This is a genomic window from Leifsonia sp. ZF2019, assembly GCF_019924635.1.
Taxonomy (GTDB): domain Bacteria; phylum Actinomycetota; class Actinomycetes; order Actinomycetales; family Microbacteriaceae; genus Leifsonia.
The window spans coordinates 1,776,421-1,800,150 of sequence record NZ_CP065037.1 but is presented as its reverse complement, the minus strand read 5'-3'; the positions used below and the strand labels follow the sequence as shown (position 1 = coordinate 1,800,150).

General features: G+C 72.7%; 22 protein-coding genes. 5 read left to right on the top strand and 17 right to left on the bottom strand.

Annotation, left to right across the window (positions count from 1 at the left end; genetic code table 11):
* The first annotated feature begins 19 nt into the window (after window positions 1-19).
* Both IT072_RS08870 and IT072_RS08865 read left to right on the top strand, forming a co-directional pair.
* Entirely contained in the window at window positions 20-811 is a 792-nt protein-coding gene (locus tag IT072_RS08870) for an alpha/beta fold hydrolase (protein WP_223360597.1), read from the top strand.
* Window positions 812-833: 22 nt separating this feature from the next.
* Window positions 834-1,706: an SMP-30/gluconolactonase/LRE family protein gene (locus IT072_RS08865; RefSeq protein ID WP_223360596.1), complete on the top strand. Its 873-nt coding sequence runs from the start codon at window positions 834-836 to the stop codon at window positions 1,704-1,706.
* A 7-nt stretch (window positions 1,707-1,713) separates the two neighbouring features.
* On the opposite strand, the gene IT072_RS08860 is transcribed toward IT072_RS08865, so the two are convergent.
* On the bottom strand, window positions 1,714-2,571 hold the full coding sequence (locus tag IT072_RS08860) for a fumarylacetoacetate hydrolase family protein (protein WP_223360595.1): 858 nt from the start codon (window positions 2,569-2,571) through the stop codon (window positions 1,714-1,716).
* Between the two features lie 11 nt (window positions 2,572-2,582).
* Window positions 2,583-3,560 (bottom strand): C-terminal binding protein, encoded by a 978-nt coding sequence (locus IT072_RS08855; protein ID WP_223360594.1) that lies wholly within the window; start codon window positions 3,558-3,560, stop codon window positions 2,583-2,585.
* Window positions 3,561-3,638: 78 nt separating this feature from the next.
* Between IT072_RS08855 and IT072_RS08850 the strand changes: the two genes are divergently transcribed.
* Both IT072_RS08850 and IT072_RS08845 read left to right on the top strand, forming a co-directional pair.
* Window positions 3,639-4,388, top strand: a complete 750-nt coding sequence (locus IT072_RS08850) for an SDR family NAD(P)-dependent oxidoreductase (RefSeq protein WP_223360593.1) — start codon at window positions 3,639-3,641, stop codon at window positions 4,386-4,388.
* 66 nt (window positions 4,389-4,454) lie between these two features.
* Complete coding sequence (locus IT072_RS08845; RefSeq protein ID WP_223360592.1) at window positions 4,455-4,790, top strand: nuclear transport factor 2 family protein; 336 nt, start codon at window positions 4,455-4,457, stop codon at window positions 4,788-4,790.
* 25 nt (window positions 4,791-4,815) lie between these two features.
* On the opposite strand, the gene IT072_RS08840 is transcribed toward IT072_RS08845, so the two are convergent.
* From IT072_RS08840 to IT072_RS08770, 15 genes are all read right to left on the bottom strand, one after another.
* On the bottom strand, window positions 4,816-5,604 hold the full coding sequence (locus IT072_RS08840; protein WP_223360591.1) for an SDR family NAD(P)-dependent oxidoreductase: 789 nt from the start codon (window positions 5,602-5,604) through the stop codon (window positions 4,816-4,818).
* On the bottom strand, window positions 5,601-6,683 hold the full coding sequence (locus tag IT072_RS08835; RefSeq protein WP_223360590.1) for an enolase C-terminal domain-like protein: 1,083 nt from the start codon (window positions 6,681-6,683) through the stop codon (window positions 5,601-5,603). The genes IT072_RS08840 and IT072_RS08835 overlap by 4 nt, the downstream gene beginning before the upstream one ends.
* Window positions 6,680-7,456 carry an SDR family NAD(P)-dependent oxidoreductase gene (locus IT072_RS08830; protein ID WP_223360589.1) on the bottom strand — a complete coding sequence of 259 codons (777 nt, stop codon included), beginning with the start codon at window positions 7,454-7,456 and terminating at the stop codon, window positions 6,680-6,682. The genes IT072_RS08835 and IT072_RS08830 overlap by 4 nt, the downstream gene beginning before the upstream one ends.
* A 44-nt stretch (window positions 7,457-7,500) precedes the next feature.
* Window positions 7,501-9,702 (bottom strand): peptidase C14, encoded by a 2,202-nt coding sequence (locus IT072_RS08825; protein ID WP_223360588.1) that lies wholly within the window; start codon window positions 9,700-9,702, stop codon window positions 7,501-7,503.
* 13 nt (window positions 9,703-9,715) lie between these two features.
* A complete protein-coding gene (locus tag IT072_RS08820; RefSeq protein WP_223360587.1) occupies window positions 9,716-11,887 on the bottom strand; it encodes a peptidase C14 in 2,172 nt (723 codons plus the stop codon).
* Window positions 11,884-13,263: a hypothetical protein gene (locus IT072_RS08815; RefSeq protein WP_223360586.1), complete on the bottom strand. Its 1,380-nt coding sequence runs from the start codon at window positions 13,261-13,263 to the stop codon at window positions 11,884-11,886. The genes IT072_RS08820 and IT072_RS08815 overlap by 4 nt, the downstream gene beginning before the upstream one ends.
* Window positions 13,264-13,294: 31 nt before the next feature.
* The gene (locus IT072_RS08810) at window positions 13,295-14,218 is read right to left on the bottom strand and encodes a GNAT family N-acetyltransferase (RefSeq protein ID WP_223360585.1); all 924 of its coding nucleotides are present in this window, start codon (window positions 14,216-14,218) and stop codon (window positions 13,295-13,297) included.
* Window positions 14,215-15,156, bottom strand: coding sequence for a hypothetical protein (locus IT072_RS08805; RefSeq protein WP_223360584.1), 942 nt, complete (start codon window positions 15,154-15,156; stop codon window positions 14,215-14,217). The genes IT072_RS08810 and IT072_RS08805 overlap by 4 nt, the downstream gene beginning before the upstream one ends.
* Window positions 15,153-16,202, bottom strand: a complete 1,050-nt coding sequence (locus IT072_RS08800) for a hydroxyacid dehydrogenase (RefSeq protein ID WP_223360583.1) — start codon at window positions 16,200-16,202, stop codon at window positions 15,153-15,155. Before IT072_RS08800 ends, IT072_RS08805 begins: the two co-directional genes overlap by 4 nt.
* Window positions 16,202-17,239: a dihydrodipicolinate synthase family protein gene (locus tag IT072_RS08795; RefSeq protein ID WP_223360582.1), complete on the bottom strand. Its 1,038-nt coding sequence runs from the start codon at window positions 17,237-17,239 to the stop codon at window positions 16,202-16,204. The genes IT072_RS08800 and IT072_RS08795 overlap by 1 nt, the downstream gene beginning before the upstream one ends.
* Window positions 17,239-18,261, bottom strand: coding sequence for an NAD-dependent epimerase/dehydratase family protein (locus tag IT072_RS08790; RefSeq protein WP_223360581.1), 1,023 nt, complete (start codon window positions 18,259-18,261; stop codon window positions 17,239-17,241). Before IT072_RS08790 ends, IT072_RS08795 begins: the two co-directional genes overlap by 1 nt.
* A 30-nt stretch (window positions 18,262-18,291) precedes the next feature.
* Window positions 18,292-19,158 (bottom strand): carbohydrate ABC transporter permease, encoded by an 867-nt coding sequence (locus IT072_RS08785; protein ID WP_223360580.1) that lies wholly within the window; start codon window positions 19,156-19,158, stop codon window positions 18,292-18,294.
* Complete coding sequence (locus IT072_RS08780) at window positions 19,155-20,111, bottom strand: carbohydrate ABC transporter permease (protein WP_223360578.1); 957 nt, start codon at window positions 20,109-20,111, stop codon at window positions 19,155-19,157. The genes IT072_RS08785 and IT072_RS08780 overlap by 4 nt, the downstream gene beginning before the upstream one ends.
* Window positions 20,112-20,173: 62 nt before the next feature.
* Entirely contained in the window at window positions 20,174-21,418 is a 1,245-nt protein-coding gene (locus IT072_RS08775; RefSeq protein WP_223360576.1) for an extracellular solute-binding protein, read from the bottom strand.
* 57 nt (window positions 21,419-21,475) lie between these two features.
* Window positions 21,476-22,750 (bottom strand): Gfo/Idh/MocA family protein, encoded by a 1,275-nt coding sequence (locus tag IT072_RS08770; RefSeq protein ID WP_223360575.1) that lies wholly within the window; start codon window positions 22,748-22,750, stop codon window positions 21,476-21,478.
* A 254-nt stretch (window positions 22,751-23,004) separates the two neighbouring features.
* Between IT072_RS08770 and IT072_RS08765 the strand changes: the two genes are divergently transcribed.
* On the top strand, window positions 23,005-23,703 hold the full coding sequence (locus IT072_RS08765; RefSeq protein WP_223360573.1) for a GntR family transcriptional regulator: 699 nt from the start codon (window positions 23,005-23,007) through the stop codon (window positions 23,701-23,703).
* Window positions 23,704-23,730 lie beyond the last annotated feature (27 nt).

The following is a 23,730-nucleotide window of genomic DNA, read 5'->3' as shown; positions in this document are numbered from 1 at the left end:
GTCGCCGAGAGGAGCATCGATGGCCACCGCGACCTCCGCCGACGGCACGCACATCGCCTACGAGACCGCGGGCACCGGGCCCGTGATCGTGCTCGTGGACGGTGCCTCCTGCCATCGCGCCTCCGGCCCGATGCGGCCGATCGCCGCGGCACTCGCGTCCCAGCTGACCGCTGTGGCCTACGATCGCCGCGGGCGCGGGGAGAGCGGCGACACCCTCCCCTTCGCCGTCGGGCGGGAGATCGAGGACATCGCGGCTCTGATCGACGCGGTCGGCGGCCCCGTGACCCTGTTCGGCATCTCCTCCGGCGGCGCGCTCGCGCTGACTGCGGCGGCCGCGCTCGGCCCGGAGCTGGTGAGCGCTCTGGTGGTCTACGAGCCGCCGTACGTGCCCGAGGGCGCGCAGGAGCCGGCCCTGGCCTATACGGCCGCCCTGCACGATGCTCTCTTCCGCGGCGACCGCGACGCGGCGGCGGAGCTCTTCTTCCGACGCGTCGGGGTGCCGGAGGATCAGCTCGCGGGCCTGCGACAGTCGCCGTACTGGTCGGGCACGGTCGGCCTCGCGCCCACGCTCGCTTACGACGACGCGGCGCTCGGCGACTCCCTGGTGCCGGACGAGGTCGTCGCGGCGCTTCGCGTGCCGGTGCTGGGGCTTGCAGGCGGCGCCACCCCGGAGTTCCTCCGCTACGGCGCCGCCACCATCGCCGCCGAGGCCGCGGGCGGTCGCTACGCCGATCTGCCGGGCCAGACGCACGCGGTCGAGGCCGATGCTCTCGCTCCGGTGCTGACGGACTTCGTGGCGTCGGCGCGCTGACTGCTTCTGCCAGGATCGGAGGATGACCGCCTACCACGCACGCCGGGCCACGACCGAGACGTTCGAGCTGGCCGAAGGCCCCGTGTGGGACGCGGTGAACGACCGCGTCCTCTGGGTCGACATCCTGGCAGGGACCGTGCTGTCCGGCCGGCTCGACGGCGCGGGCATCACCGTCACCGGGTCGCGGTCGTTCGGCGAACCGGTCGGCGCCGTGCTCCCGGCGGCCGATGGGCGCCTCGCCGTCGTCGCCCGGGAGCGCATCCTGTTCGCGGCGGAGGGCGGCGCCGTGGAGGCGGGACCGGTGGTGGTCCCGACCGGAGCCCGCAGCCGTACCAACGACGCCGCGGTGGACCCCGCCGGGCGCCTGCTGGTCGGCACGCACCCGTTCGACGGAGGCGACGGGTCCGAGGTCCTCGTCCAGCTCGACGGCGACCGCGTCCGCGTTCTCGACGACGACCTCCTGCTCTCCAACGGGCTGTGCTGGTCGCCCGACGGCGGCACGCTCTACTCGGTCGACACCCTCGCCGCGACGGTCTGGGCTCGCGACTACGACGTCGGCTCCGGAGCAACGGGGCCGCGCCGTGTGCATCTCGAGGTGGACGGAATGCCCGACGGCATGTGCGCGGATACCGACGGGAACCTGTGGATCGCGTTCTGGGGCCGCGGCGAGGTGCGCCGCTACGACGCGACGGGCGCGGTGATCGACACGGTCGCCGTCGACGCCCCGCACACGTCGAGCGTCGCGTTCGCCGGACCCGGGCTGCACACCCTGGTCATCACGACCGCACGCGCGGATCTGGACGCGGACGCGCTGGCGGCGGCGCCCGCGTCCGGCGCGCTGTTCACGGCGGAGGTGGCGGCGCAGGGACTGCCGCAGCCGCGCTACCGGCGCTGAGCGGGGTCTAGCGCGTGGCGCGCCGCACCCGGCTGCGCTGCTCCCCGAGCCCGTCGATCGCCACGCGCACCGTGTTCCCCTCCACGAGGTACGGGAACCGGCCGGAGAGCGCGACGCCCTGCGGCGTGCCGGTGTTGATGATGTCGCCGGGCTCGAGCACCAGGTACTGGCTGAGGTCGCGGACGAGCGCCGCGACGCCGAAGATCAGGTCCGCCGTCGTCGAGTCCTGCCGGGGCTCGTCGTCCACCCAGGAGCGCAGCCGCAGCCTCGTGCAGTCGACCTCGTCGGGGGTGACCAGCTCCGGACCGAGCGGATTGAACGTCTCGGCGCTCTTGCCCTTCGACCACTGGCCGCCGGAGACCTCCAGCTGCCAGGCGCGCTCGGAGACGTCGTCCGAGACCGCGAACCCGGCGATGCAGGCCTCCGCCTCGGCATCCGTGTCGAGGTAGCGGGCGCGGCGTCCGATCACCACGGCCAGCTCGACCTCCCAGTCGACGCGCTCGGCGCCGGGCGGCAGGAGGATGTCGTCGTACGGTCCGACGAGCGTGTTGGGGTGCTTGAAGAAGACGATCGGATGCTCCGGCGGCGCTGCCCCCGACTCGGCGGCGTGCGCGGCGTAGTTCTGGCCGATGCACACGATCGCCGGCGGGCGGCCGACGGGCGGCCCGACCCGCAGGTCCGCGGTCTCGGCTGCGGCCTCCGGGAGCTCTCCGGCGGCGAGCGCGGCGGCGGTGCGGGCGATCCCGTCCGCCGCGAAGAAGGCCGGGTCGATGTCGGGCGCGAGCCGGTCGAGCTCGAAGAGCCGGCCGGCGGAGCGGACGTACGGTCGTTCGGCTCCCGCCGGGCCGAGGCGCTGGAATCGCATGCGGGGTCCTCTCAGTCGGCGGTGGCGACGGCGCGGTTGACGACGGCGGCCACGGGCCGTCCCGCGAAGTGGTCGACGATGTTCCCGGCCGCGTGCAGCGGCAGGTCGGCCAGCGCCTGCGGCGAATACCAGGCCGCGTGCGGGGTCAGCAGCACATTGTCCAGTGCGCGGAGGCGGCTGGTCGCGGGCAGCGGCTCGCTGTCGAACACATCGATCGCCGCCCCGGCGATGCCGCCGGACGCGAGCGCCTCGGCGAGAGCGTCCTCGTCGACGAGCGGGCCGCGGCAGGTGTTCACGAGCACGGCGGACGGGCGCATGGCGGCGAGGGCGCGTGCGTCGACGAGGTGCCGGGTGGCGTCCGTGAGCGGGGCGTGCAGCGTCAGCACATCCGCCCGCGCGATCGCGTCGTCCAGCGAGACGGGCTCGAGGCCCTCCGCCAGGACGTCGCCGTCGTCGACCATCGGGTCGGCGACGAGCACGCGGAAGCCGAGCGCGGCGCAGCGGCGGGCGACCAGGGAGCCGATCCGGCCGTAGCCGACCACGGAGACGGTGGTCGCCGCGGGCCGGAAGCCCATCGGCCGTGCATCCACCGCGGACCAGCGCCCGGCGCGCACCGCCCTGTCGTAGCCGATGAGCCCGCGACCGAGAGCGAGGATCATCGCGAGGGTGTGCGTCGCGACCTCGTCCAGGCAGTAGGCGGGCGTGTTCGCCACGAGGATGCCCCGCTCAGTCGCCGCCTCCACGTCGATCATGTCGTAGCCGATGCCGAGCCTGCTGATGAAGCGGAGGTGGGGGAGGCGGTCGAGCAGTGCGCCGTCGATGGTCGCCCACTGGACGATCAGGGCCGATGCGTCCGCCGCGGCCTCGGCGATGTCATCGGCCGACGGCGAGGCGGCGCGCCGCACGCGCAGGCCGGCGGCGGTGAGGGCGTCGTCGGCGGCGGTGCCGGGCAGATCGCAGTCGGTGATCGCAACGAGATCGGAAGTCATAACGAAAACGCTATAGCATCTAGCGTTTGCGGGCCAGTCCGCTCGCATTCTGCGCCGATCTTGCTATAGCGTTTTCCCATGACTCTCCGCCGCAGTCTCATCACCGGAGCCAGCTCCGGCATCGGATCCGCCACCGCAGTCGAGCTCGCCTCCGCCGGGCACGCGCTCTGGCTCACCTTCACATCCGGCGGCGCCGCGGCCGAGCGGGTGGCCGCCGAATGCCGGGAAGCCGGGGCCGCCGAGGTGCGCGTCAGCAGGCTGGACCTCCGCTCCCCCGGGTCGGTCACCGCCCTCGTGGAGGAGGTCTCCGCCGCCTGGGGCGAGCTGCACGTGCTCGTCAACAACGGCGGGGTGTGCCCCTACCGCCACTACGACGACATCGAGCTCGACGAGTGGGACGCGGTGATGGAGACGAACGTGCGCGGCACCTTCCTCCTCACCCGCGGGCTGCTCCCCCTGCTGCGCGCCGCCTCCGGCGACCGCAGCATCGTGAACCTGTCCTCGATCGCCGGCCAGCTCGGCGCCCTGCAGACCGGGATGCACTACGCCGCCAGCAAGGGGGCTCTACTCGCCCTGACCAGGAGCTTCGCGCGGCACCTCGCCGCCGAGGGGATCCGCGTCAACGCGGTCACCCCCGGTCCCGTCACGAGCGCCATCACCGACCAGCTGACCGGCGACGGCCGCGACGCCCTCGAGTCCTCGATCCCGCTGGGCCGCTTCGGAACGCCGGCCGACGTGGCCTGGACGATCGCCTCGCTCGCCTCGGAGCGCGCCGGCTTCGTGACCGGCGCCACCTATGACGTCAACGGCGGCGTGCGCATCGACTGACGCGCCGCGCCCCGCCCCGCCCCCACCCCGTCTGCCTCGCCGAACGACCCGCCACCGGAGGATCCCATGACAGCACTCGACGCGCTCCGCATCGTCACCGAGCAGGTCGACGCGTTCAACGCGCACGACCTCGACGGCTTCGTCGCCACCTATGCGGAGGACGCGATCGTCACCGGGGTCGGCGAAGCGGCGCTCACGGGACGGGAGGAGATCCGCGCCTTCTACGCCGACCGGCTCGCCTATCCCGGGCTCCACTGCACCATCGACGCGCACACGCTCTTCGGCGACCGCTGGGTGGTCGCGCGCGAGCAGGTCGTGCGCGACGGGGTCGCCACCGAGACGATCGCCACGTTCGACGTGCGCGACGGGCTCATCCGGCGCGCGTCGATGGTCAAGGCCTGACGCCGGCCGGCGCGTCCGGACGCCGTCAGCGGCCGGTGAGACCGTACCGCTCCGCCAGGCCCGCGTCGGCCTCCGGCCGACCGAACGCCGCCGTCCAGCCGCCGTCGACCGCGATCGACTGCCCGCTGATGTAGGAGGCCTCGTCGCTCAGCAGGTACGCCGTGAGCGACGCGACCTCGGCGACTGTGGCGATCCGCCGCAACGGCGGCCCCTCGGCGAGGCCGCGCTCCTCGGCCTCCGGGTCGGCCGCCCCGGCGATCTGCGCGTCGAGGTGCGGCGTCCGCACCCCGCCAGGGGCGACCGTGTTGGCGCGGATGCCGAACGGACCGTAGCTGACCGCCACGCTACGGGTGAGGGCGTCGATCCCGCCCTTGGTGAACTCGTACGCCGCGTGGTCGACGAAGCTCGCGCGGCCGTGGATCGAGCCCACGTTGACGATCGCACCGCCGGCCGCACGCGCGGTGAAGGCCGCGACGGCGGCGGAGCAGCCCCAGAGATAGCCGAGGCCGTTGGTCTCGACGACACGGCGCACGGCCTCCTCGTCGAGGGCGTGCAGCGGGGTGCGGACCGTGACACCGGCGTTGTTGACCCACCCCGCGAGCGGCGCCAGCTCTTCCGCACGCTCCGCGGCCCGGGTGTGGACCGCGCGCTCGGCGGAGTCGCCGACGACGACCGCCGCGCAGATCCCCGCCTCGAGGGTGTCCGACGCCGACCGCTCGACTCCGACCACGGTCCAGCCGTCGGCCGTGAGCCGCTCGGCGATGCCGCGCCCGATCCCCTTGCCGCTGCCGGTGACGACCACACTGCGTGTCATTGCGACCTCCCGAAGTCGAACGTACCCGGTGCGAACCCGAAGCCGAGCCCGGGACCCGACGGCGGTGTCGCACGACCGCCGGCGAACACCGGGCCGCCGGTGACGAGCACCGGCGAGGGGTCGTAGGGGTTGGGCAGGGGGCCGCGCGCGAACGTCTCGACCTGCACGCCCGGCAGGTGCGTGCTGATCTCGGGCCCGATGTGGCACGAGACGGGGAGGCCGCGGTCGGCCGCCCAGGCGAGGAACGCCCGCGAGGGGGTGATCCCGCCGAGGGCGACGACATCGAGTCGCGCCACGTCGATGCCTCCGCCCTCGGCGAGAGCCTGCAGGACGGCCGGGTCGGTGACCTCGTCGCCGACCGCGACCGTGAGTCCGGTCTCCCGGCGGATCCGGGCGCACCCGACCACATCCTCCGGGAGCAGGGGGTCCTCGAGCCAGGCGAGCCGCGGACTCCCCCACGCCGCGAGCTCGTCGATCGCCTCGTCGGCGCCCCGCCAGCCGAAGCCGACGTCGACGACGAGACCGCAGCCCGCGGGCAGCTCTCGGTCGAGCTCGGCCAGGAGGTCGCGCATGAGCCCGCGATCGGGCGACCGCGAGATCTTCACCTGCGGCCAGCCCGCGCGCGCCTGCACCACGACCTCCTCGACCAGGCTCTCGACCGTGCGGCCGGCCGTCGGGTAGGCGGCGACGAGCATGGCGGCGCGCGGGCCGCCGTCCGCGCCGAGCAGGCGCCAGACGGGAACGCCCTGCTGCCGTGCGTGCAGATCCCAGAGGGCCACATCGACGAGCCCGAGCGCACGGCGCACCAGGCCGACGCGGCCGACGATCGCGCTGCCGCGGAACGCACGGTCCCACAGCGACTCGGGGTCGAGATCGCCGTCGAGCACGTGCGGCGCGATGAGGCGTTCGACGATCTCCGCCATCGGCGCCTCACGCGTGAGCCCGTACGCGACTCCGGCCTCCCCGCCCTCCTCGACGCGCACGGCGGCGAACTCCCGCCGGGTGACGGTCATCGCGCCGAGTTGCAGGGGCGCGGGCAGCGGCAGGGCCGTCGTCGCGGTGCGCAGCTCGCGCGTCACGGCTTCGGCACCGACGCGAGCGGCACGCCGTAGTCGACCAGGAACCCGCCGTCGGCGAAGAGGGTCTGACCGGCGAAGTAGCTCGCGTCGTCGGAGAGTAGGAAGGCGACGGTCGCCGCGATCTCGCGCGGCTGGGCGAGGCGGCGGGCCGGGATGCGGGCGAGGATCGTCTCCTCGCTCAGCGTCCCGGCTGCCACGCCCTGACGGAAGACCCCGGTGTCGACATAGCCGGGGGCGACCGCGTTCACCCGCACGCCGCGCGCCGCCCACTCCGCGCCCGCCGTCGCTGTCAGCCCGACGACCGCGGCTTTCGTGGAGGCGTACGGCGCGCGGCCCGCCGAGCCGCGCGACGAGATCGACGAGATGTTGACGATCCGTCCGCCGCCGGCCGCCAGCATGTGCCGGCCGGCGGCCTGGAGGCAGAGGAAGACGCCGTGCAGGTTCACGTCCACGACGGCCTTCCACTCGTCCCAGCTCAGGTCCTCGATCGCGCGGTGACGCTGGATGCCCGCGTTGTTCACGACCGCGTCGAGCCGCCCGAACTCGGCGACGACGTCGGCGAAGACGGCCGTGACGTCGTCCGGATCGGTCACGTCGAGCCGACGGTGGACGATCCCCGCCTCCGGCGTCGTCGCGGTGAGCCCCGGGACCAGGTCGGCGGCGACGACCCGGTAGCCGTCGGCGGCGAGCCGTCTCCCGATCTCCCAGCCGATGCCGGCCGCGCCTCCGGTGACGAGGGCGACGGGGGCGGATGCGGACGCGGGTGCGGTCATGCGTGTTCCTTCCAGTGGTTCTGCGGTGCGGTGGAGCGGACGGTTCAGACGGTGATGTTGCCGGCGGTCACGACGCGCGCCGAGTCGGCGGGGAATCCGGTGCGTGTCACCGAGCTTTCCACGTTCGCGGTGTGCAGCAGCGTCGACGTCCCGCCGAAGCCGCCTCCCGTGAGCTCGAGCGCGCCGCCGTCGAAGCGGCAGCCCGTGGCGCGGTAGTGGTTCGTGCCCCCGGTGAGCGACACGTGCTTCCCGCTCGACTCCGAGCGGGAGAACGCGCTGTCGGCGAGCAGCACGGTGACCGCCTTGTCCCCCGACCGGCCGATCGCCGTGCCTCCGGCGCCCGTGATGACGCTGCTCGCCGTCACCTCGATCGCCTGCTCTGCCGCGCCCGTCGCCTGGATCGACACGTTGTCGAGGCGGCTGCCGGTGATGCGCGTGCGCGCCGACGCCGTCTGCACCGGGTCGGACCCGGTGGGGGCCGTGAGCGTGGAGCCGCGGAAGGTGACCTCCCCGGCCCCGAGGATCTTCATCCCTCCGACATTCTCCAGCGTCGTGTTCTCGAAGGTGACCGGCACCTTCACACTGGCGTCGGTCAGGCTGCCCGGAGCCGCGAAGCCGAACCAGGAGTCGCGGATGACCGTCGGCCGGGTGGAGGCGGTCGACGCCTGCGTGATGACGAGCGTGCTGTCGGCGGTGCAGCCGGTCAGCTGCGCACCGTCAGCGTTGATCCAGAGCATCCCGGAGCCCGCCAGACTGGGCTTGCCGATCACCCGGACGTCCTCCAGCGTCAGATCGGTGACCTTGACCCGCGCGACGAACCAGGAGCAGACGTGTTTGCGCACCGTGATGCGCTTGGCCGCCGAACCCCACGCCGCACCCGAGTTGGCGAAGGTCATCAGACCGGAGTTGCCCGTGTAGGTGAGGTCGTGCTCGTACTGGCCGTGCGTGACGAACGGGCCCTGGTCGTCGCCGTCGCCGTGGCAGTTCTCGACCATCGAGTACGCGCTCGCGGTGAAGTCGTTCAGGTGCCGCGCGTTGGACGTGTGGCAGTTGGCGACGTATCCGTACAGGCAATAGATCTGCTGCGTGAGGTACCCGGCCCCTCCGTAGGTCACCGACGTCGGGTTCGAGAGGGTGCAGCCGATGGTGGAGTAGAACGTGTTCCAGCGGCGCATGATCAGCGGCCAGAACGTCAGGCTGCCGACGATGTTCTCGACGTCGCAGCGCACGGCGTACTCGAACGCGATCGGGTGCGACCCGGTGTACTGGTCGGTCCCCTTGCCGCGGAAGACGAGGTTGGAGATGCGGATGTCCTGGACCGGTTGCACCTTGGTCCAGGTGATCGTGCGCCCCTTCGCCAGCGGCCAGCCGTTCTTGTAGTTCACGCGGATGTGCGTGCCGTCGACGATCTGCGTCACCTGCAGCAGTTTCTGCAGCTCGCGTTCCCACCGCCCGCTCAGCGCGTTGACCTCCGCGGCATACCACGCGTCGACGGCGAACCACGAGGAGTCGGCGACCTCGAAGATGTCGCCGAGGTCCGGGATGGCCGCGCTGAGGGCGGCGCTCTGGGTCTCGGTCGAGAGGACCCCCTGGAAGAACATGACCGCGGCGAAGGGGTCGTCCGTCCCGGCGTTCTCGATCCCCTCCGTCGTCATGAGGTGGCCGCCGAAGTCGAGTTCGAGGTGCGAGCGGACCAGCTTGTGGCGCTTGGTGAAGTTGAGGTCGGTGTGGCCCTCGATCCGGGCGATGGCCGCGTCGGCGACCATCGCCTCCAGAGCCGCGTCGGCCGGGGTGTCCGGCCCCATGATCCCGAACTGGCGGAACTCGACGGTGCCGTCGTGCACGAGCACCCACACCGTCCCGTTCTTGCCCGCGACGATCGTCCCGCCGTTGACGGTCGCGCCCTGGCCGGACGCACCGCGGTAGATCAGTCCGCCGACGTCGCCGGGCTGATGGTAGCCGGAGGCGATGGCGATCTCGCCGTCCTTCGCCTTGATCTTCGCCAGGTCGCCGACGACGCGCACCTGGCGCAGCGAGCCGGAGGCGCCGGGCGTCGCGGGGACCGCAGCGGTCGCCGCATCGGCCGGGGTGAGCCCGCCGACGGCGGTCACCCCGCCGATCGCGGCGGCCCCGAGACCGACGAGCAGGCCGCGGCGGGTGCCGGAGCGGGGGACGTCGGGCGCGGGCGCCGTTTCGCTGCGGCGGGAGCGGCGGGGGGAGGTCGGTGGAACCGAGGAGCTGGTCATGGAGCAGAGTCCTTCACGTTCGGTCGGCGACGAGCACGTCGCCGAGGAGGATGCGGTTCGACGGTTCGGGCAGGGTCCGCTCCACGCGCCGCTCGGTGGCGCCGTCGTAGAGCAGGGTCGAGTCGGAGCCGAACCCCGCCGCCGGGAGTCTCAGCGCGCCGCCGGTGAGCTCGGCGCCCGTGAGGCGGAGGTGGTTGGTCCCGCGCTCGATCGCGAGGTGCGGCGTTCCGGCGGGCGCGTCGGACGCGATCCCGTCGATCCGCCAGGTGACCGTGCCGGGACCGTCGCCGCGGGCGAGGGTCGGCGCGGACGTCCGGGTGGTGGAGAAGCGGGTGCCCTCGACGGTCACGCGCTGGTCGCGCGCGGCCGTGACGACGAGGGCGACCCCGTCGGCCGTGCCGCCGCTCAGGGTCAGCTCGGCACTCCCGATCTGGAAGGCGTCCCCGCCGGCGGGCCCGCTCAGGGCGCAGTCGACGAAGCGGAGGGCGCCCGCGCCGCGCGCGACCGTCCCGTCGACGCCATCGATGCGGCAGCCGGAGAAGGTGACCGTCGCCGCCACCGGGGTCTGCACGAGCACCTGTCCCTTCGGCAGGGTGAGGGTGCAGTCCTCGATCACGGTCGGCCGCGTGGACCGGCTGCTGCGCTGGCCCACCGCGAATAGGCCGGCCGTGCAGCCCCGCAGCTGGGCGCCGTCGGCGTTGATCGTCAGCGTGGCCTGCGGGTCGAAGGTGCTGCGCGGCACGACGCGGACGTTCTCCAGGGTGAGATCGGTGATCTTTGTGCTCGCGACGAACCAGGAGCAGACGTGATCGCGCACGGTGATCCGCTTCGCGCTCGTCCCCCACTGGGCGCCCGAGTTGGCGATGTCCATCAGCCCGGAGTTGCCGAGGAAGGTGAGATCGTGCTCGTACTGGCCGTGGGTGGTGAAGGGGTTTCCGCCCTGATCGTCGCCGTCCCCGTGGCAGTTCTGCACCAGGCAGTACGCGCTCGCCGTCAGGTCGTTCAGGTGGCGCGCGTTCGAGCTGCGGCAGTCGCGCACCGTGCCATAGAGGCAGTAGATCTGCTGGGTCAGGTAGCCCGCACCGCCATAGAACACGGTGGGCGGGTTCTCGAGGGAGCAGCGCTCGGTGACGAAGTGGCTGTTCCAGCGCCGCATGATCACCGGCCACCAGGTCTGCGTGGCGTGGATGTCGGCCACGTCGCAGTGCACCGCGTACTCGAACGCGACGGGATGCGAACCGGTCAGCTCCCGCGGGTCGGGCAGCGAGCCGTCCGTCGGGCCGTCGAAGGGGCCCGCCCCGGCGAACCGCATCGAGTGGATGCGCACCCGCTCGACCGGCGCGACACCCCGCCAGCGGAGCTTCCGCCCTTTCTCCAGCGTCCAGCCGTTGAGGTAGTCGACGCGCACGTGGGTGGCGTCGATGCGCTGCGTGATCCGGACGAACCGCTGCAGTTCCCGTTCGTCCCCGCCTCCTCCGGCGACCTCGTCGCACTGCAGCGCCCACCAGGAGTCGAGCGGGAACGCGCCGGCATCAGGCACGGCGACGGCGTCCGTCAGCTCGGGCCAGGCCTCCGGGAGCGCGTACTCGACCGTCACACCGGTGGGCGTGCCCGTGAAGAAGAGCACGGCGCCGAACGGGTTGTCGTGGCTGTTCGGCTCGATGCCGTCGGTGCTGACGAGGTGGCCGCCGAAGTCGAGTTCGACGCCCGACCGCGACGAGGTGTGCCGGCGGACGAAGTGCAGATCGGTGCGCGCTTCGATGCGGTGCACGGACGGATCGGCGAGGAGGGCGTCAAGCGCGTCGTCGGCCGGGGTGTCCGTTCCCAGCACCCCGAAGGCGCGGAAGTCGACGGTGCCGTCGTGCAGCAGCCGCCAGGCGGTTCCGTTGCGGCCGGCGACCAGCGTGCCGCCGTTCGCCCTGCTCCCCGGGTGCTGGACGCCCACGTAGAGGAGGGCCCCGGCATCCCCCGGCGCGCGGTAGCCGGAGGCGACCGCGAGGCGCCCGTCCTGTGCCTTCTCCCTGGCGAGGTCGGCGACCGTGCGCACGACGAGCGGCGCGGCGTTCGAGCCGCCCGGCGACGAAGCCGCGGCCGGTTCCGCCCCGTTCTGGGCCAGGATCCCGGCGCCGCCCAGTGCCGCGGCGCCCAGTCCGACGAGCAGCCCGCGGCGCGTCCCGTCGGTCATCGCGCACCTCCGTCGAGGAGGTCGCAGAGCAGACCGGAGGCCGCCGCGGTCACCCGGCCGAGCGACCCGGGCGCGAGCGGGGTCTGCCACGCCTGGTACGCGCCGCGCCGGTAGGCCTCGTCGGTCGGCAGGTAGACGAAGCCGGGACCGTTGGCGAGGTTCAGCACGAGCACAGGATTCCCCTCCAGATCCCCGCGCACGCCCGTCTGGAAGGCCGAGTACGCCTCTCCCGGATGCGCGACCAGCAGTGCGTCGCCCAACCTCCAGGCCCAGAGCGGATGCTCGACGGTCGGACCGTCGATGTAGCCGTCGCGCAGATTGCGGGCCCGGCCGAGGCGCTCCTGTCTGCTCCGCGGATCGATGTCCGCCCAGCTGCGCTCCAGGTCGTCGAGCGTCGGGAGGTCGTTCAACTCCAGCTCGACGGCGGAGCGGGCGGCGGCGATCGTCGTCGCCGGCGCCTGAGGCGCCTCGGTCCACATCCCGAGCGGAGCCCCGGACTCGACGACGCCGCTCAGCTCCAGCTCGGTCCCCGGCGCAGGCAGCAGGGCGAGGGCGGACAGTACGGCGTATCCGAGCGCTCGGCCGTGCCGGTCCGCGACGTCGAGCTCGCCCGTGTACTGCCGGCGCGGCGCCAGCTCGCCCGACGCGCCCTGCAGGAAGAGCACGGGCGCCCCGGTCTCCGCCTCGACCAGCTCGCGCATCGCTCCGACGTAGTCCGGGGAGACGAGGCGGTTCTGCCAGGCGAGGGTCGTGGGATGGCAGGCGTAGTTGACGACCGTGCCGACGGTACCCCCGTCGGCCGCCGTGATCCGCCCGACGACGACGGTGTCGTCGGCCTCCGTCGCGTCCGGGTTGTACCCGACGAGCGCGCGCCCCTCGATGTCGAGCTCGCGATCGGCGGCCAGCGCGCAGCGGCCGGCGGTCCAGTCGATATGCCCGGGCGCGGCGGTGTCGACGGCCTCCCGCGCGGCCGACGCGATCGCCTCGGCGAGCGCGTCGAGGTAGCCGGGGATCAGCTCTCCCCCCGGGAGCCCGGCGTCGGCGCTGCAGAGCACGGCGCCCGCGTGCGTGTGCGAGAGCGCGATGACGAGACGCTCCTCCGCGATCCCGAGCAGCTCCCGCACGCGCCCGCGCACCGCGCGTTCGTCGTCGACACGACGCCACCACGTGCCGTCCAGGGCCACGAGCACCAGCGGGTCGGCGCCGACCGCGAGCGCGGTCGCGGTGAACGGCCGGTGGGCGCCTTCCGAGCGCTCCCAGTCGGCCGGTCCCCAGTTCTTCGCGCGGATGCCCGTCGGTGGGGTGATGTCCCGTCGGGCGACGCCGACGGGGGCGTCGGTGCGCGGGACGGCGAGGCGTGCGCCCAGCTCGGTCATGCGTGCTCCGTTCGATCGGCGGTCGGGAGGATCACAGGTAGTCCCCCGTCCAGTGGAAGGCTCGGGGATGGTCGAGGGTCGCTCGCACGACCTCGGGGTCGGTGTCGAGCGGGTGGAACATCCCGGTGTCGTCCGCGACGGCCGCCGGGTCGGCGACGACGCGGCCGACCAGGTCGTCGTAGGGCTCCCCGGGCGGGAGCTCGACCGAGACGGCGACCGCCCCGGCGCCCAGGAGGTCGGCGCGCACGAGATCGCCCAGCACGGCCAGACCGGACCTGTCGCCCGCCGCCTCGAGAAGCGCGGGCGCGGCGCCGAGCCGGGTCACCGCGTAGGCGCGCGGCGACCCGCCCGGGCCGCCCAGCACGTGCACGCGGGTGTCGGCGTACCAGGAGAGCGCCCGCCTCCAGCCCAGCTCGTCGCGGACCGCGGTCAGCGGGCGCTCGTCCGCGCCGTCGTGCAGCGCGGCGACGCCGGGCAGGCCGAGGAGCTCCGCTCCGCCGCTGCGCACGCCGGAAGGTCGGCCGGCGGCGGACCGGCCGGTGAGCACCGTGCCGCGACGGACGCGGCGCTGGGCGAAAGCCCGATAGCCGCTCGGCGCGTACACGCCCGGCGTATCGGTGAAGAGCAGAGACCAGTCGTAGCCGGCGCGTCGTCCGAAGGCCACCGCCTCGTCGGTGAGGGCGCGGGCGAGACCTCGGCCTCGCGCCCGGCCGGCGACGGCGACGTTGGCCAGGCCGAGCACGCGGGCGAGCCGGCCCGTCGCGGTCCGGCGACGCTGGTCGACGAGGTACAGCGCCCCGACGAGGTCGGCTCCCTCGACCGCCACCAGCGTCCAGGAGCGCCGGTTCGGGTCGAGGCGCCAGCGCGGGGCCATGTCGGGCTCGCCGAAGGCCTCCCCCCACACCGAGAGGATCCCGGGCTCGTCGGCGGCGGTCGCGACGCGCACGGCGATCATGCCGCGACCTCCCGCCGGGTCCGGATCGTGACGGCGGCGTCGAGCAGCAGCCGGTAGCCCGCCGCGCTCCGCCGCCAGGGCGCCGGGAGGGAGGCGCCCCGCGTGGTCGCGAGCAGGGCGTCGGCGAGCCCGGCGTAGCCGAGATCGTCCCCGTCGCCCAGGGCCAGCTCGAGCAGGCCTCCGTCGGTCACGACACGCAGGGCGTAGCGATCCGGTCCGGGCACGCCGCTGATGGTGAGCGTCAGCGGGATGCCCTCCGCCGTGTCGGCGCGCACCACGGCGACCGCCTCCGATCGGGTCGGCACCGCCCCGGCGGAACCCCGGGCGTCGACCACGATCGCACCCTCCAGCACCGCACGGCCACGGTCGAGCGGCAGCACCGCGTCCACCAGATCCACCGCGTGCACGCCGATCGAGAGGAGCGTCCCTCCCCCGGACGCCGGGTCGTCCTGCCACGCGCGCTCCGGCGTCAGGAAACCCGCGATGTCGTGCTGCGCCGTCACATCGACCGCCCGCACGCGCGACCCGTCGAGCAGCGCGGCGAACGCGGCCACCGCGGGTGCGAACCGCAGCACCGAGGAGGTGCCGAACCGGGCTCCGGCGGCCGCCGCCGCGTCGAGGCTCGCCAGCGCCTCCTCCGTCGCGGCGATCGTCTTGTTGACGAACACCGGCACCCCGGCCGCCGCACAGGCCGCGACCACCGCGGGCGCCCTCGGGGTGCGCGGTGTGGCGATCACGAGATCGGGACCGGTGTCGAGCAGTCCCTCCAGGGTCGCGTGCGGCTCGGCGGCGAATCGCGCCGAGAAGCCGTCCCGCCGCTGTCCGTCGTCGGCGTCCCAGACGCCCGCGATCCGCGCACCGCGGTCACGGAGGTTCGCCGCGTCCGCGAAGGGGTGCGAGTGGGCGACACCCGCGAACACCACGGCCGGCCCGGTCATGCCATCCGCTCCAGATCCTGCTCGGTGACGACATGCTCAAGCGGCCGCCCTGCCGCATGGCGGGCCACCTCGGAGACGACCACCGCCCCCTGCCGCAGCCGGCCCTCCCGGGTCCCGGCCGCCTTGTGCGGCACCAGGAGCGCGTTCGGCAGAGCCCGGAAGGGGCTGTCGACCGGCAGCGGCTCGTCGTCGAAGACGTCGAGGGCGGCGTCGATGCGGCCGCTGCCCAGCTCGGCGAGGAGGGCGTCCTCATCGACCAGCCACGAGCGCGCCGTGTTCACCAGTCCCGCGCCCGTCGGCATGAGGGCGAGCTCGCGGGCGCCGATCATCCGGTGCGTCTCCGGGAGGCTCGGTGCGTGGAGGGCGACGATGCGGCTGTTGGCGAGCAGCACGTCCAGCGGGACGAGCGCGGCGCCGAGCCGGCGCGCCTCCGCTGCGTCCACCGTGGGATCGGCCAGGAGCGGGCGTGCGCCGAGCGCGACGAGCAGCTCCAGGTACGCCCGGCCGGTGCGTGAGGCGCCCACCACGCCGATCGGCGCGTCCAAGAGCTCGTGCTGCGGCGGCGCCGCCTCGGCCTCCGTCCACTCCGAGCCCGCGTGGAGCGCGTGGTCGAAGCGTGGAATGCGGTGCAGCAGGGCGAGCGTGAAGGCCAGCGAGACCTCCGCGACCGACCGCGCCATCGCGGCGCCCGCCTGTGTGACGAGCACGCCGCGCCGGAACAGCTCCGGCGTGGCGAACGGGCGGATGCTCGCGCCGCAGTGGGCGACCAGCTCCAGGCGGGGCAGCGTGTCGAGCCGGGCGGCGTCCAGCGCGGGAACGCCCCAGGAGACGACCAGCACGCGGACCGCCGCGAGGTCGACCTCCGCCGCCGCGTCGGCCAGCGACTCCGCGAAGACGAGCTCCCCGCCGAGGCGTGCCGCCGCGTCCGCCAGGCGCCCGGCGTCCCCCGCGTCGAAGAACTCCGCGCGCCGGGCGACGGGCACGGCCACCAGCAGCACCGGCCGGCTCGTCGATGCGGCGGCGTCCGCCGGCACGCCGTCGCTCATCAGCGCAGCCACTCGTCGCGGTGCTCGGCGATGAACGCGTCGTCGCCGAGGCGCGGGTAGGCCAGGCGCACACGCTCGATCTCCGCGGCCTGTCCGGGCGACAGCGTCTCCGCCCGGTCGAGGCACCAGATCCCCTCCAGCAGCCCCTGCTGCCGCAGCACCTCGTGCACGCCCGCGATGACGCCGGCGAAGCCGTGCGCGGGATCGAACACCGCGGCATTGAAGTCGGTGAGGTCCGCCGCGAGGTCCGCCAGCTCGAGGGCTGCGGCGCCATCGCCGTCCGCCGCCCGCTTCGCGAGCTGCAGCAGCCCCGTCGCGGCCCGGGTGCCGACCGCCCACTGACCGAGCAGGCCGCCGCGGAAGCGCAGCTCGCGCGCCCCTCCCGGTCCCGGCACCCGGTGCACGGCGGTCAGGTCGGCGACGATCGCGTCGTCGTTGCCGGTGTAGAGCGCGACCTCGTCCGCGCGGTCGGACTCCCCCACGCCGCGCACGAGTTCCGCCGTCCGGTAGCGGTCGAAGGGGGCGGCCTTGACGGCCACGACGGCCGACAGGTCGGCGAACCTCCGCCAGAACGCCCGCGACAGCACCAGGCCGCCGATGGCCTCCTGCAGGTAGAAGCCGATCACCGGCAGCACCTCGCCGACCGCGCGGGCGCGCTCGATGAGGTCGTCCTCACTCGCGCCGGCGAGCCGCGGGCTCAGCAGCACGGCGTCGTAGCCGAGCCGCGCGGCCAGTTCGGCCTCGGCGACGGCCTGCGCCGTCGGGCCGACGACGCCGGCGATGCGCACCAGCTCACGGTCCGCCTCGCGGTCGAGCACGTCGGCGGTGAGCGCGAGGACGGGCTCCAGGAGGCCGCGCTCCGGCTCGTGGATCTCGAACTGGGTGGTGTGCACCGCGATCGCGATCCCTCCCGCGCCCGCGGCCAGATAGTACCGGGTCAGGGCGCGCTGGCGCCGCTCGTCGAGCCGCCGTTCCGCCGTCAGGGCGAGCGGATGAGCGGGGATGACGAGCCCGTCGGCGAGCCGTTCGACGCCCATCAGAACCGACCGTCCCGCACGGCCCACTTCGTCGGCTTGCCCGACGTCGGCAGGCCCTGCCGCAGCCACTCCGCCTGCCACTCGATCAGGCGTCCAGCCGGCACGGACGGGTACCCGAAGAGCTCGAAGCAGCGTCCCGCGTTGTTCAGCAGCGCGGTGGGCGCCGGCTCGCCGGCGAAGGAGACCGCGCGATCGAGCAGGTCCCCGAAGCGCTCCGCGATCCCGCGGACGCTCAACAGCTCCGGCCCGGTGAGGTTCACGGTGAAGACGGCGTCGCTCGCGTGGCCGAGCGAGCGCAGCACGACCTCGTTCGCGTAGCCCTGCCACACGACATTGACGGCGCCGGTGGTCAGATCGACCGGCGCGCCCGCCAGCACGGTGGATCCGATGTCGGCGAGCACGCCGTAGCGCAGGTCGACCGCGTAGTTGAGGCGCACGATCGAGACGCGCGTCCCCCGGGTGACCGCGCCGAACTCGAAGACGCGCTCGCGGCCCAGGCACGACATCGCGTACTCGCCGACCGGGCCGGGCAGGTCCGACTCGATCGAGCCGCCGCTCGCGGGGGCGACGAAGGGGTACACGTTGCCGGTGGACATCGCCGTGATCGCGCTGTCGCGGTAGCGGCGCGCGACCCGGTCGGGCAGGGCGGCATTGACTTCCCAGGCCCAGGACGCGTTCGTCGCCGCGCCGAACTTCGCGCCCACCATGAACACCACGTTCGGGGCGTCGGGCAGCTCGGCGAGGTCCCGGTCCGACAGGAGGTCGAAGGGCACCACCTCCACGCGCTCCCTCTCGAGCCCCCGCCGCGCCTCCTCGCTCGAGAATCGCGACACCGCGTACACGGCGTCGCCGCCGCGGCCCGCCTCGTCGAGCGCGCGCCGAGCGAGCACCGACAGGCTCGGGCCCATCTTGCCGCCGGCGCCCAGCACGACGAGGTCGCCGCTCGACTCCGCGAGGTCGGCCACCAGCGCCGCGCTCGGCGTCGCCAGGGCCTCCTCGAGCTCCTTCTCACTGCTGAACATGTCTGCCTTTCGCATCGAGCGGGGCGGGCCTCAGCCCTTGATCCCCGCGGACGTGACGCCCTCCTGCACGTAGCGCTGGGCCACGGAGTAGGCGAAGAAGATGGGGACGAGCGCGACCACCGAGCCCGCGAGCATGACGCTGAGCGGCACGTTCTGCTGCTGCAGCGACGCGATGCCGACGGTGAGCGTCCACATGTCGGAGCTCTTGGCCATGATCAACGGCCAGAGGAAGTCGTTCCAGTGCCAGAGGAACACGAAGATGCCGAGCGTCGCGAGTACCGGCTTGCACAGCGGGAGCACGATCGTCAGGAAGATGCGGAACTCCCCCGCGCCGTCGATCCGCGCCGCCTCGAACAGCTCGTCCGGCAGCCCCTGGATGAACTGGCGCATCAGGAAGACGGCTTGCGCGTTCGCGAGCGTCGGGAGGATGAGGCCCCAGTAGGTGTCCACACCGCCGAGCTTCGCCAGCACGATGAAGGTGGGGATCAGCGTGACGTGGAAGGGGACCATCACCATGGCGAGGAACGACCAGAACATGGTCTCCTTGCCGCGGAAGCGCTTTTTCGCGAACGCGTACCCGGCCATCGCCGAGAGCAGCAGCACGGCCACCACGCTCACCACCGCGTAGATCAACGTGTTGCCGAGCCAGGCCAGCAGGTTCTGTCCGCCCAGCACTTGTTCGTAGGAGGCGGTGGAGAGGTTCCACGGCAGGAGGCTCTGCGGGAACTGCACGGCGAGGCCCGGCTTCAGGCTCAGCACGACCATCGCGTAGAAGGGGAAGAAGCAGAGCACCGCCGCGATCGACAGCCAGAGGTAGCGCAGCACGAGGCCGCCGCGGGTCGGGTGCAGGGCGCGGAAGGAGCGCGTGCGCGTCACGCGCGTGGTCGCTGTGGTCACTTCTGCCTCCCGATGACGCGGCGCTGGATCAGCGCGACGACGAGTGTCATGACGAAGAGCGCGACGCCGATGGCGGCCGCGTAGCCGTAGTCGGTGTACTTGAAGCCCTGGTCGTAGAGCATGTAGACGAGCGAGTAGCTCGCGTGCGCCGGGCCGCCCTGGGTCATCACGTAGACGAGGTCGAACACCTGGAACGACGCCGTCGTCTCGATCACCGCGAGGAAGAACAGCGTGGGCTTGAGATGCGGCAGCACGATGAAGCGGAACCGCGACCAGGCGCCGGCGCCGTCCATCAGGGCGGCCTCCTCCAGCTCGCGCGGCACGTCCTGCAGCGCGGCGATCACGATGAGCATCCCGTAGCCGAATCGCGACCAGACCCCGACGACCACGAGTGCGGGGATGACGAGCACCGTGGAGTTGAGCCAGGAACCGCCCAGCCCGAGCGGCGTCATGATCGCCGACCAGGGGCCGTCCGTCGAGAAGATCCACTTGAAGATCGCCCCGGCCAGCACCAGTGAGGTGATCACCGGCAGGAAGAACACGGAGCGGAAGAACCGCGACCCCCGGAAGGCACGGCGCACGCCGAGCGCCATCGCGACCGACAGCGCGAGGGAGATCGGCACCGCGAGCACCGAGTACGCGAGCGTGACGCCGAGGGCCTGCCAGAACGTCGGATCGGCGAACATCCGCTCGAAGTTCTTGACGCCCTCCCAGTCGAGCTCTCCCGAGATGTCGTAGTCGAAGAAGCTCAACCCGACACCGGCGATCGCCGGACCGAACCGGAAGGCGAGGAACAGCACGAACGCGGGCAGCACGAAGAACAGCGCGATCCGGGCCTCCCGGCGCGCGAGGACCCGCTTGGTCAGGCCGGGCGGCCGATCGTCGCGGCGCTGCCCGCCGTCCGCTCGTCCGCCCACGGCGGGAGGCCGGGGCTGGGTGGGGGTGGTGGTCACGGGGGTCTCCTCGGGTCGCGGACCCGGCCGGGGCGGTCAGGCGCCCCGGCCGGATCCGACGGTCACTTGATCAGCGGCTGCGCGGCGGCGGCCGCGTCCTTCAGCGCCTGCTCCGGCGACTTCGTGCCGAGCAGCGCGGCCTGGATCTCCGGGGCGAGCACGCCCATCACGGCACGCGCGCTGGGCTGCAGCTCGCCGACCTTGCTCGTCGGGATCGTCTTCTCGATCGCGCTCTGGATGGGGTTGTCGGCGTAGAGCTCGCCGGTCGACTTCAGCGGGGAGAAGAAGTTGGAGGCCAGGTCGAACTTCTTCGAGTTCTCGGCGTCCGTGGCGAACGCGGCGAACTCGCCAGCGGCGTCCTTGTCCTTCGCGCCCTTGAGCATGGCGAGCGACCCCACCGTGCCGTAGGAGACCTGCTTCTCGTCCGTCAGCGGCGGGAGGATCTTGATCGCGTCCTCGCCCCAGAAGCTGGTGACGTCGCTCGGGCCCGACTGCCAGGTGCAGGCCACGTTGTTCGTGGCGAGAGCCGTCTGCTCCAGGGCCGGCATCGTCGAGATGAGGTCCTTCTCGATGTAGCCCTTCTGGGCGAAGTCGGAGATCATGCTGAGCGCCTTCTCCCCGGCTGTGCTGTCGAAGGCGACCTTGCTGCCGTCCTTGTTGTAGACCGAGCCGCCGGCCTGCCAGAGGAGCGGGTAGAAGGTCATGTTGAGGGTGACGTCCGGCGAGCCGAAGTACTGGGTGACGTAGATGCCCTTCTCTTTGAAGATCGGGGCGAGCTTCTCCAGGTCGTCCCAGGTCTTCGGGTACTCGGTGACGCCTGCCGCCTCGAATGCCTTGGCGTCGCACATCAGGGCGTTGGCACTGGTGAGGATCGGCGCGGCCATCAGCTTGCCGTCGATCGTGATCGACTCCGCGACGTTGTCGAGGATGTCCTTCTTCTGATCGCTCGGCAGGTAGGAGTCCATCGGCTCGATCGACTTCTGATACGTGCTCAGCTGGTCGGGGATCAAGTAGACGAGGTCGGGGCCCTTGCCCGCGGCGATCGCCGTCGACAGCGACTCGTCACGGTTCGCCCAGGGGTAGATCTCGTACTTGACGGTGATGTCCTTGTGCTCGGCCTCGAACGCCTTGATCGTGTCGTCCCAGAAGCTCTTGTGCTTCGCCTCGTCGGCGATCACCGGATAGATCCACATGGTGACCGTCTTCTTCGAGCCGTCAGAGCCTCCGGAGCTGCCGCTGCAACCGGCCAGCGCGAGCGCCGCCGTCGCTGCCACGGCTGCCGCCGTGATCGTCTTCGTGTACCGCATGCTGCTCCTTCGTGCGTGGGGGTGGGGGCGCGGCGGATGCCGCAGGTGCTGGTGCTGCTAGAAGCGCGGGACCGCCTCGACCGTCCCGCCGTGCCGCGAGCGCTCGGCCGCGAACACCGCCAGATGGCTGTCGAGGGACTCGCGCGGACCGGACCGGATGAGGCCCGGGTCGCCGGCGGCGACGGCCGCGACGAAGGCGCTCATCACGCCGCCGTCCCCGCCGCCGTGGTCGCCTCCGGCGTTCGCCGCCCCGGTCGGCCCGGTCTCGTGGACCGTGGACTCCCCGGTGCGGAAGTCGGTGACCCGCACGCGCTCGCCGTCGCCGTCGAGCATGCCGTGCGAGCCGAAGAGCTGCGTCTTGCGGTGCTCCTGCTCGCTGAAGGCCGTCATCGTGAAGGTGCCGGCCGCGCCGTCCTCGAACTGCAGGGCGACGACCTGGTTGTCGACGACGGTGTTGTCGGCTCCGTAGACGCACACCCCGTACGGGCCGGTGCGGAGCGCCTCGATCACGCCCTCCTCCGTGGCGTCGTCGGTGATGACCGTGACCGGCCACACCGCACCCTCGTCGCGGACGACCGGCAGGTAGAGCTTCTGCGCCGCGTACGGGCACGTCTCCTGCAGCGGGCAGTCGAGGCAGCGGTCGGCGGCCAGCGCCGGCTTGTTCTCGTGCCGGAAGTGATGCCGCGACCCGAAGCTCGCGACCGTCGCGATGCGCTTGCCCGTCACATAGCGGATCCAGTCGAGATCGTGGCTGGATTTGGCAAGCAGCATCGGCGCGGCGAGGTCCTCACGGCGCCAGGGGCCGCGCACGTACGAGTGCGCCATGTGCCACCACCCGACGGGCTCGAGGTGCTGCACGTTGACGATGTCTCCCAGCACGCCGGAGTCGACGACGCTCTTCACGAGGTCGGTGTACGGCATGTACCGCATGACGTGGCAGACCCCGAACAGCACCCCGGCCGACTCGATCGCCGCGACGATGCGCCGCGACTCCTCCTCGGTGGGCGCCAGCGGCTTCTCCATCAGGATGGCGTAGCCGCGCTCGGCGCACGCGACGGCCGGCTCGACGTGCTGCCGGTCCTGCGTGGAGACGATGACCATGTCGGCGATGCGCTCGGGCTCGGCGACCAGCTCGCGCCAATCCTCGAAGTGGCGCACGTCCGGGTCGCCGGCCGCGATGACGCCGCGCTGGAACGGACGCGGGTCGGCGACCGCGACGATGCGCGCCCGATCGGGATTGGCGTGGACCCACTTCGCGTACGACTGGCCGCGGTTGCCCGCGCCGATGACGGCGATGCGGACCGGGCGGCCGGCTACGGGGGTGTGGTCCATCGTTCCTCGCGCTCTCTCATCTGTCCGTGCCCGGGGACCCGGGCCGACGGCTTCGCTGGGAGCGGTTCGCCGTCGAACGCTCCCACGATAGCATTATTGCTATAGCATGTAGCAAATGACGAGCTGAGGAAGAAAGCTTTACGCGCTCGAAACAAACGCCTCCCCCGACCAGGAGACACGGAGCGATGTCTTGCGCGAATCCATCCTCGCGTCCTATAGCTTGTAGCGGAAGCACCCACGCAGGAGGGAGAGCCATGACATTCGGGAGCGTGTCCGACCGGAACATCTCGGCCAAAGTCGCCGACGAGCTCCGCGACGCCATCCAGAACGGCCGGCTCGAGCCCGGCGAGCGACTGGTCGAGCGCAAGCTCGCCGACAGCCTCGGCGTCAGCCACATCCCGGTGCGGGAGGCCCTCGCCAAGCTGAGCGAGGAGGGCCTCGTCGAGCGCACCCCGCGCCGCGGAGCCCGGGTCGCGTCGCTCACCGAGAAGGAGCTGCAGGAGATCACCGGCCTGCGCATCGTCCTGGAGCAATACGTGGCCCGCAGCGTGCAGACGGCATGGAGCGCGAAGTCCGACCAGGCCCTGCGCCGCATCGTCCGGCAGATGGTCGCCGCGGCCGAGAAGGAGCAGCTGGAGAGCCTGTTCGCCCTCGACAGCCGATTCCACGAGACCCTGTGGGAGATGGCCGACAACCGCACGCTGCTCACCATCGCCTCGCAGCTGCGCAGCCGCATCAACGGCTTCCTCCGCGCGGCCAACGGCTCCCTCGCCGCCGACGAGCTCGTCGCGCACGCGCGCTCGCACGAGGCCCTCGTCGACGCGCTCGCCAGCGGGGACCCGGGCCGCGCGGAGTCTGCGATGGCCGATCACGTCGAGATCGCCGCCGAGCGCATCAACGCGGTGTCGCACGCCACCGACGCGACCGCGACGGACGCGAGCGCTACGGTCTAGACGGAGGCTCTCCCGCGTCGCGACCGA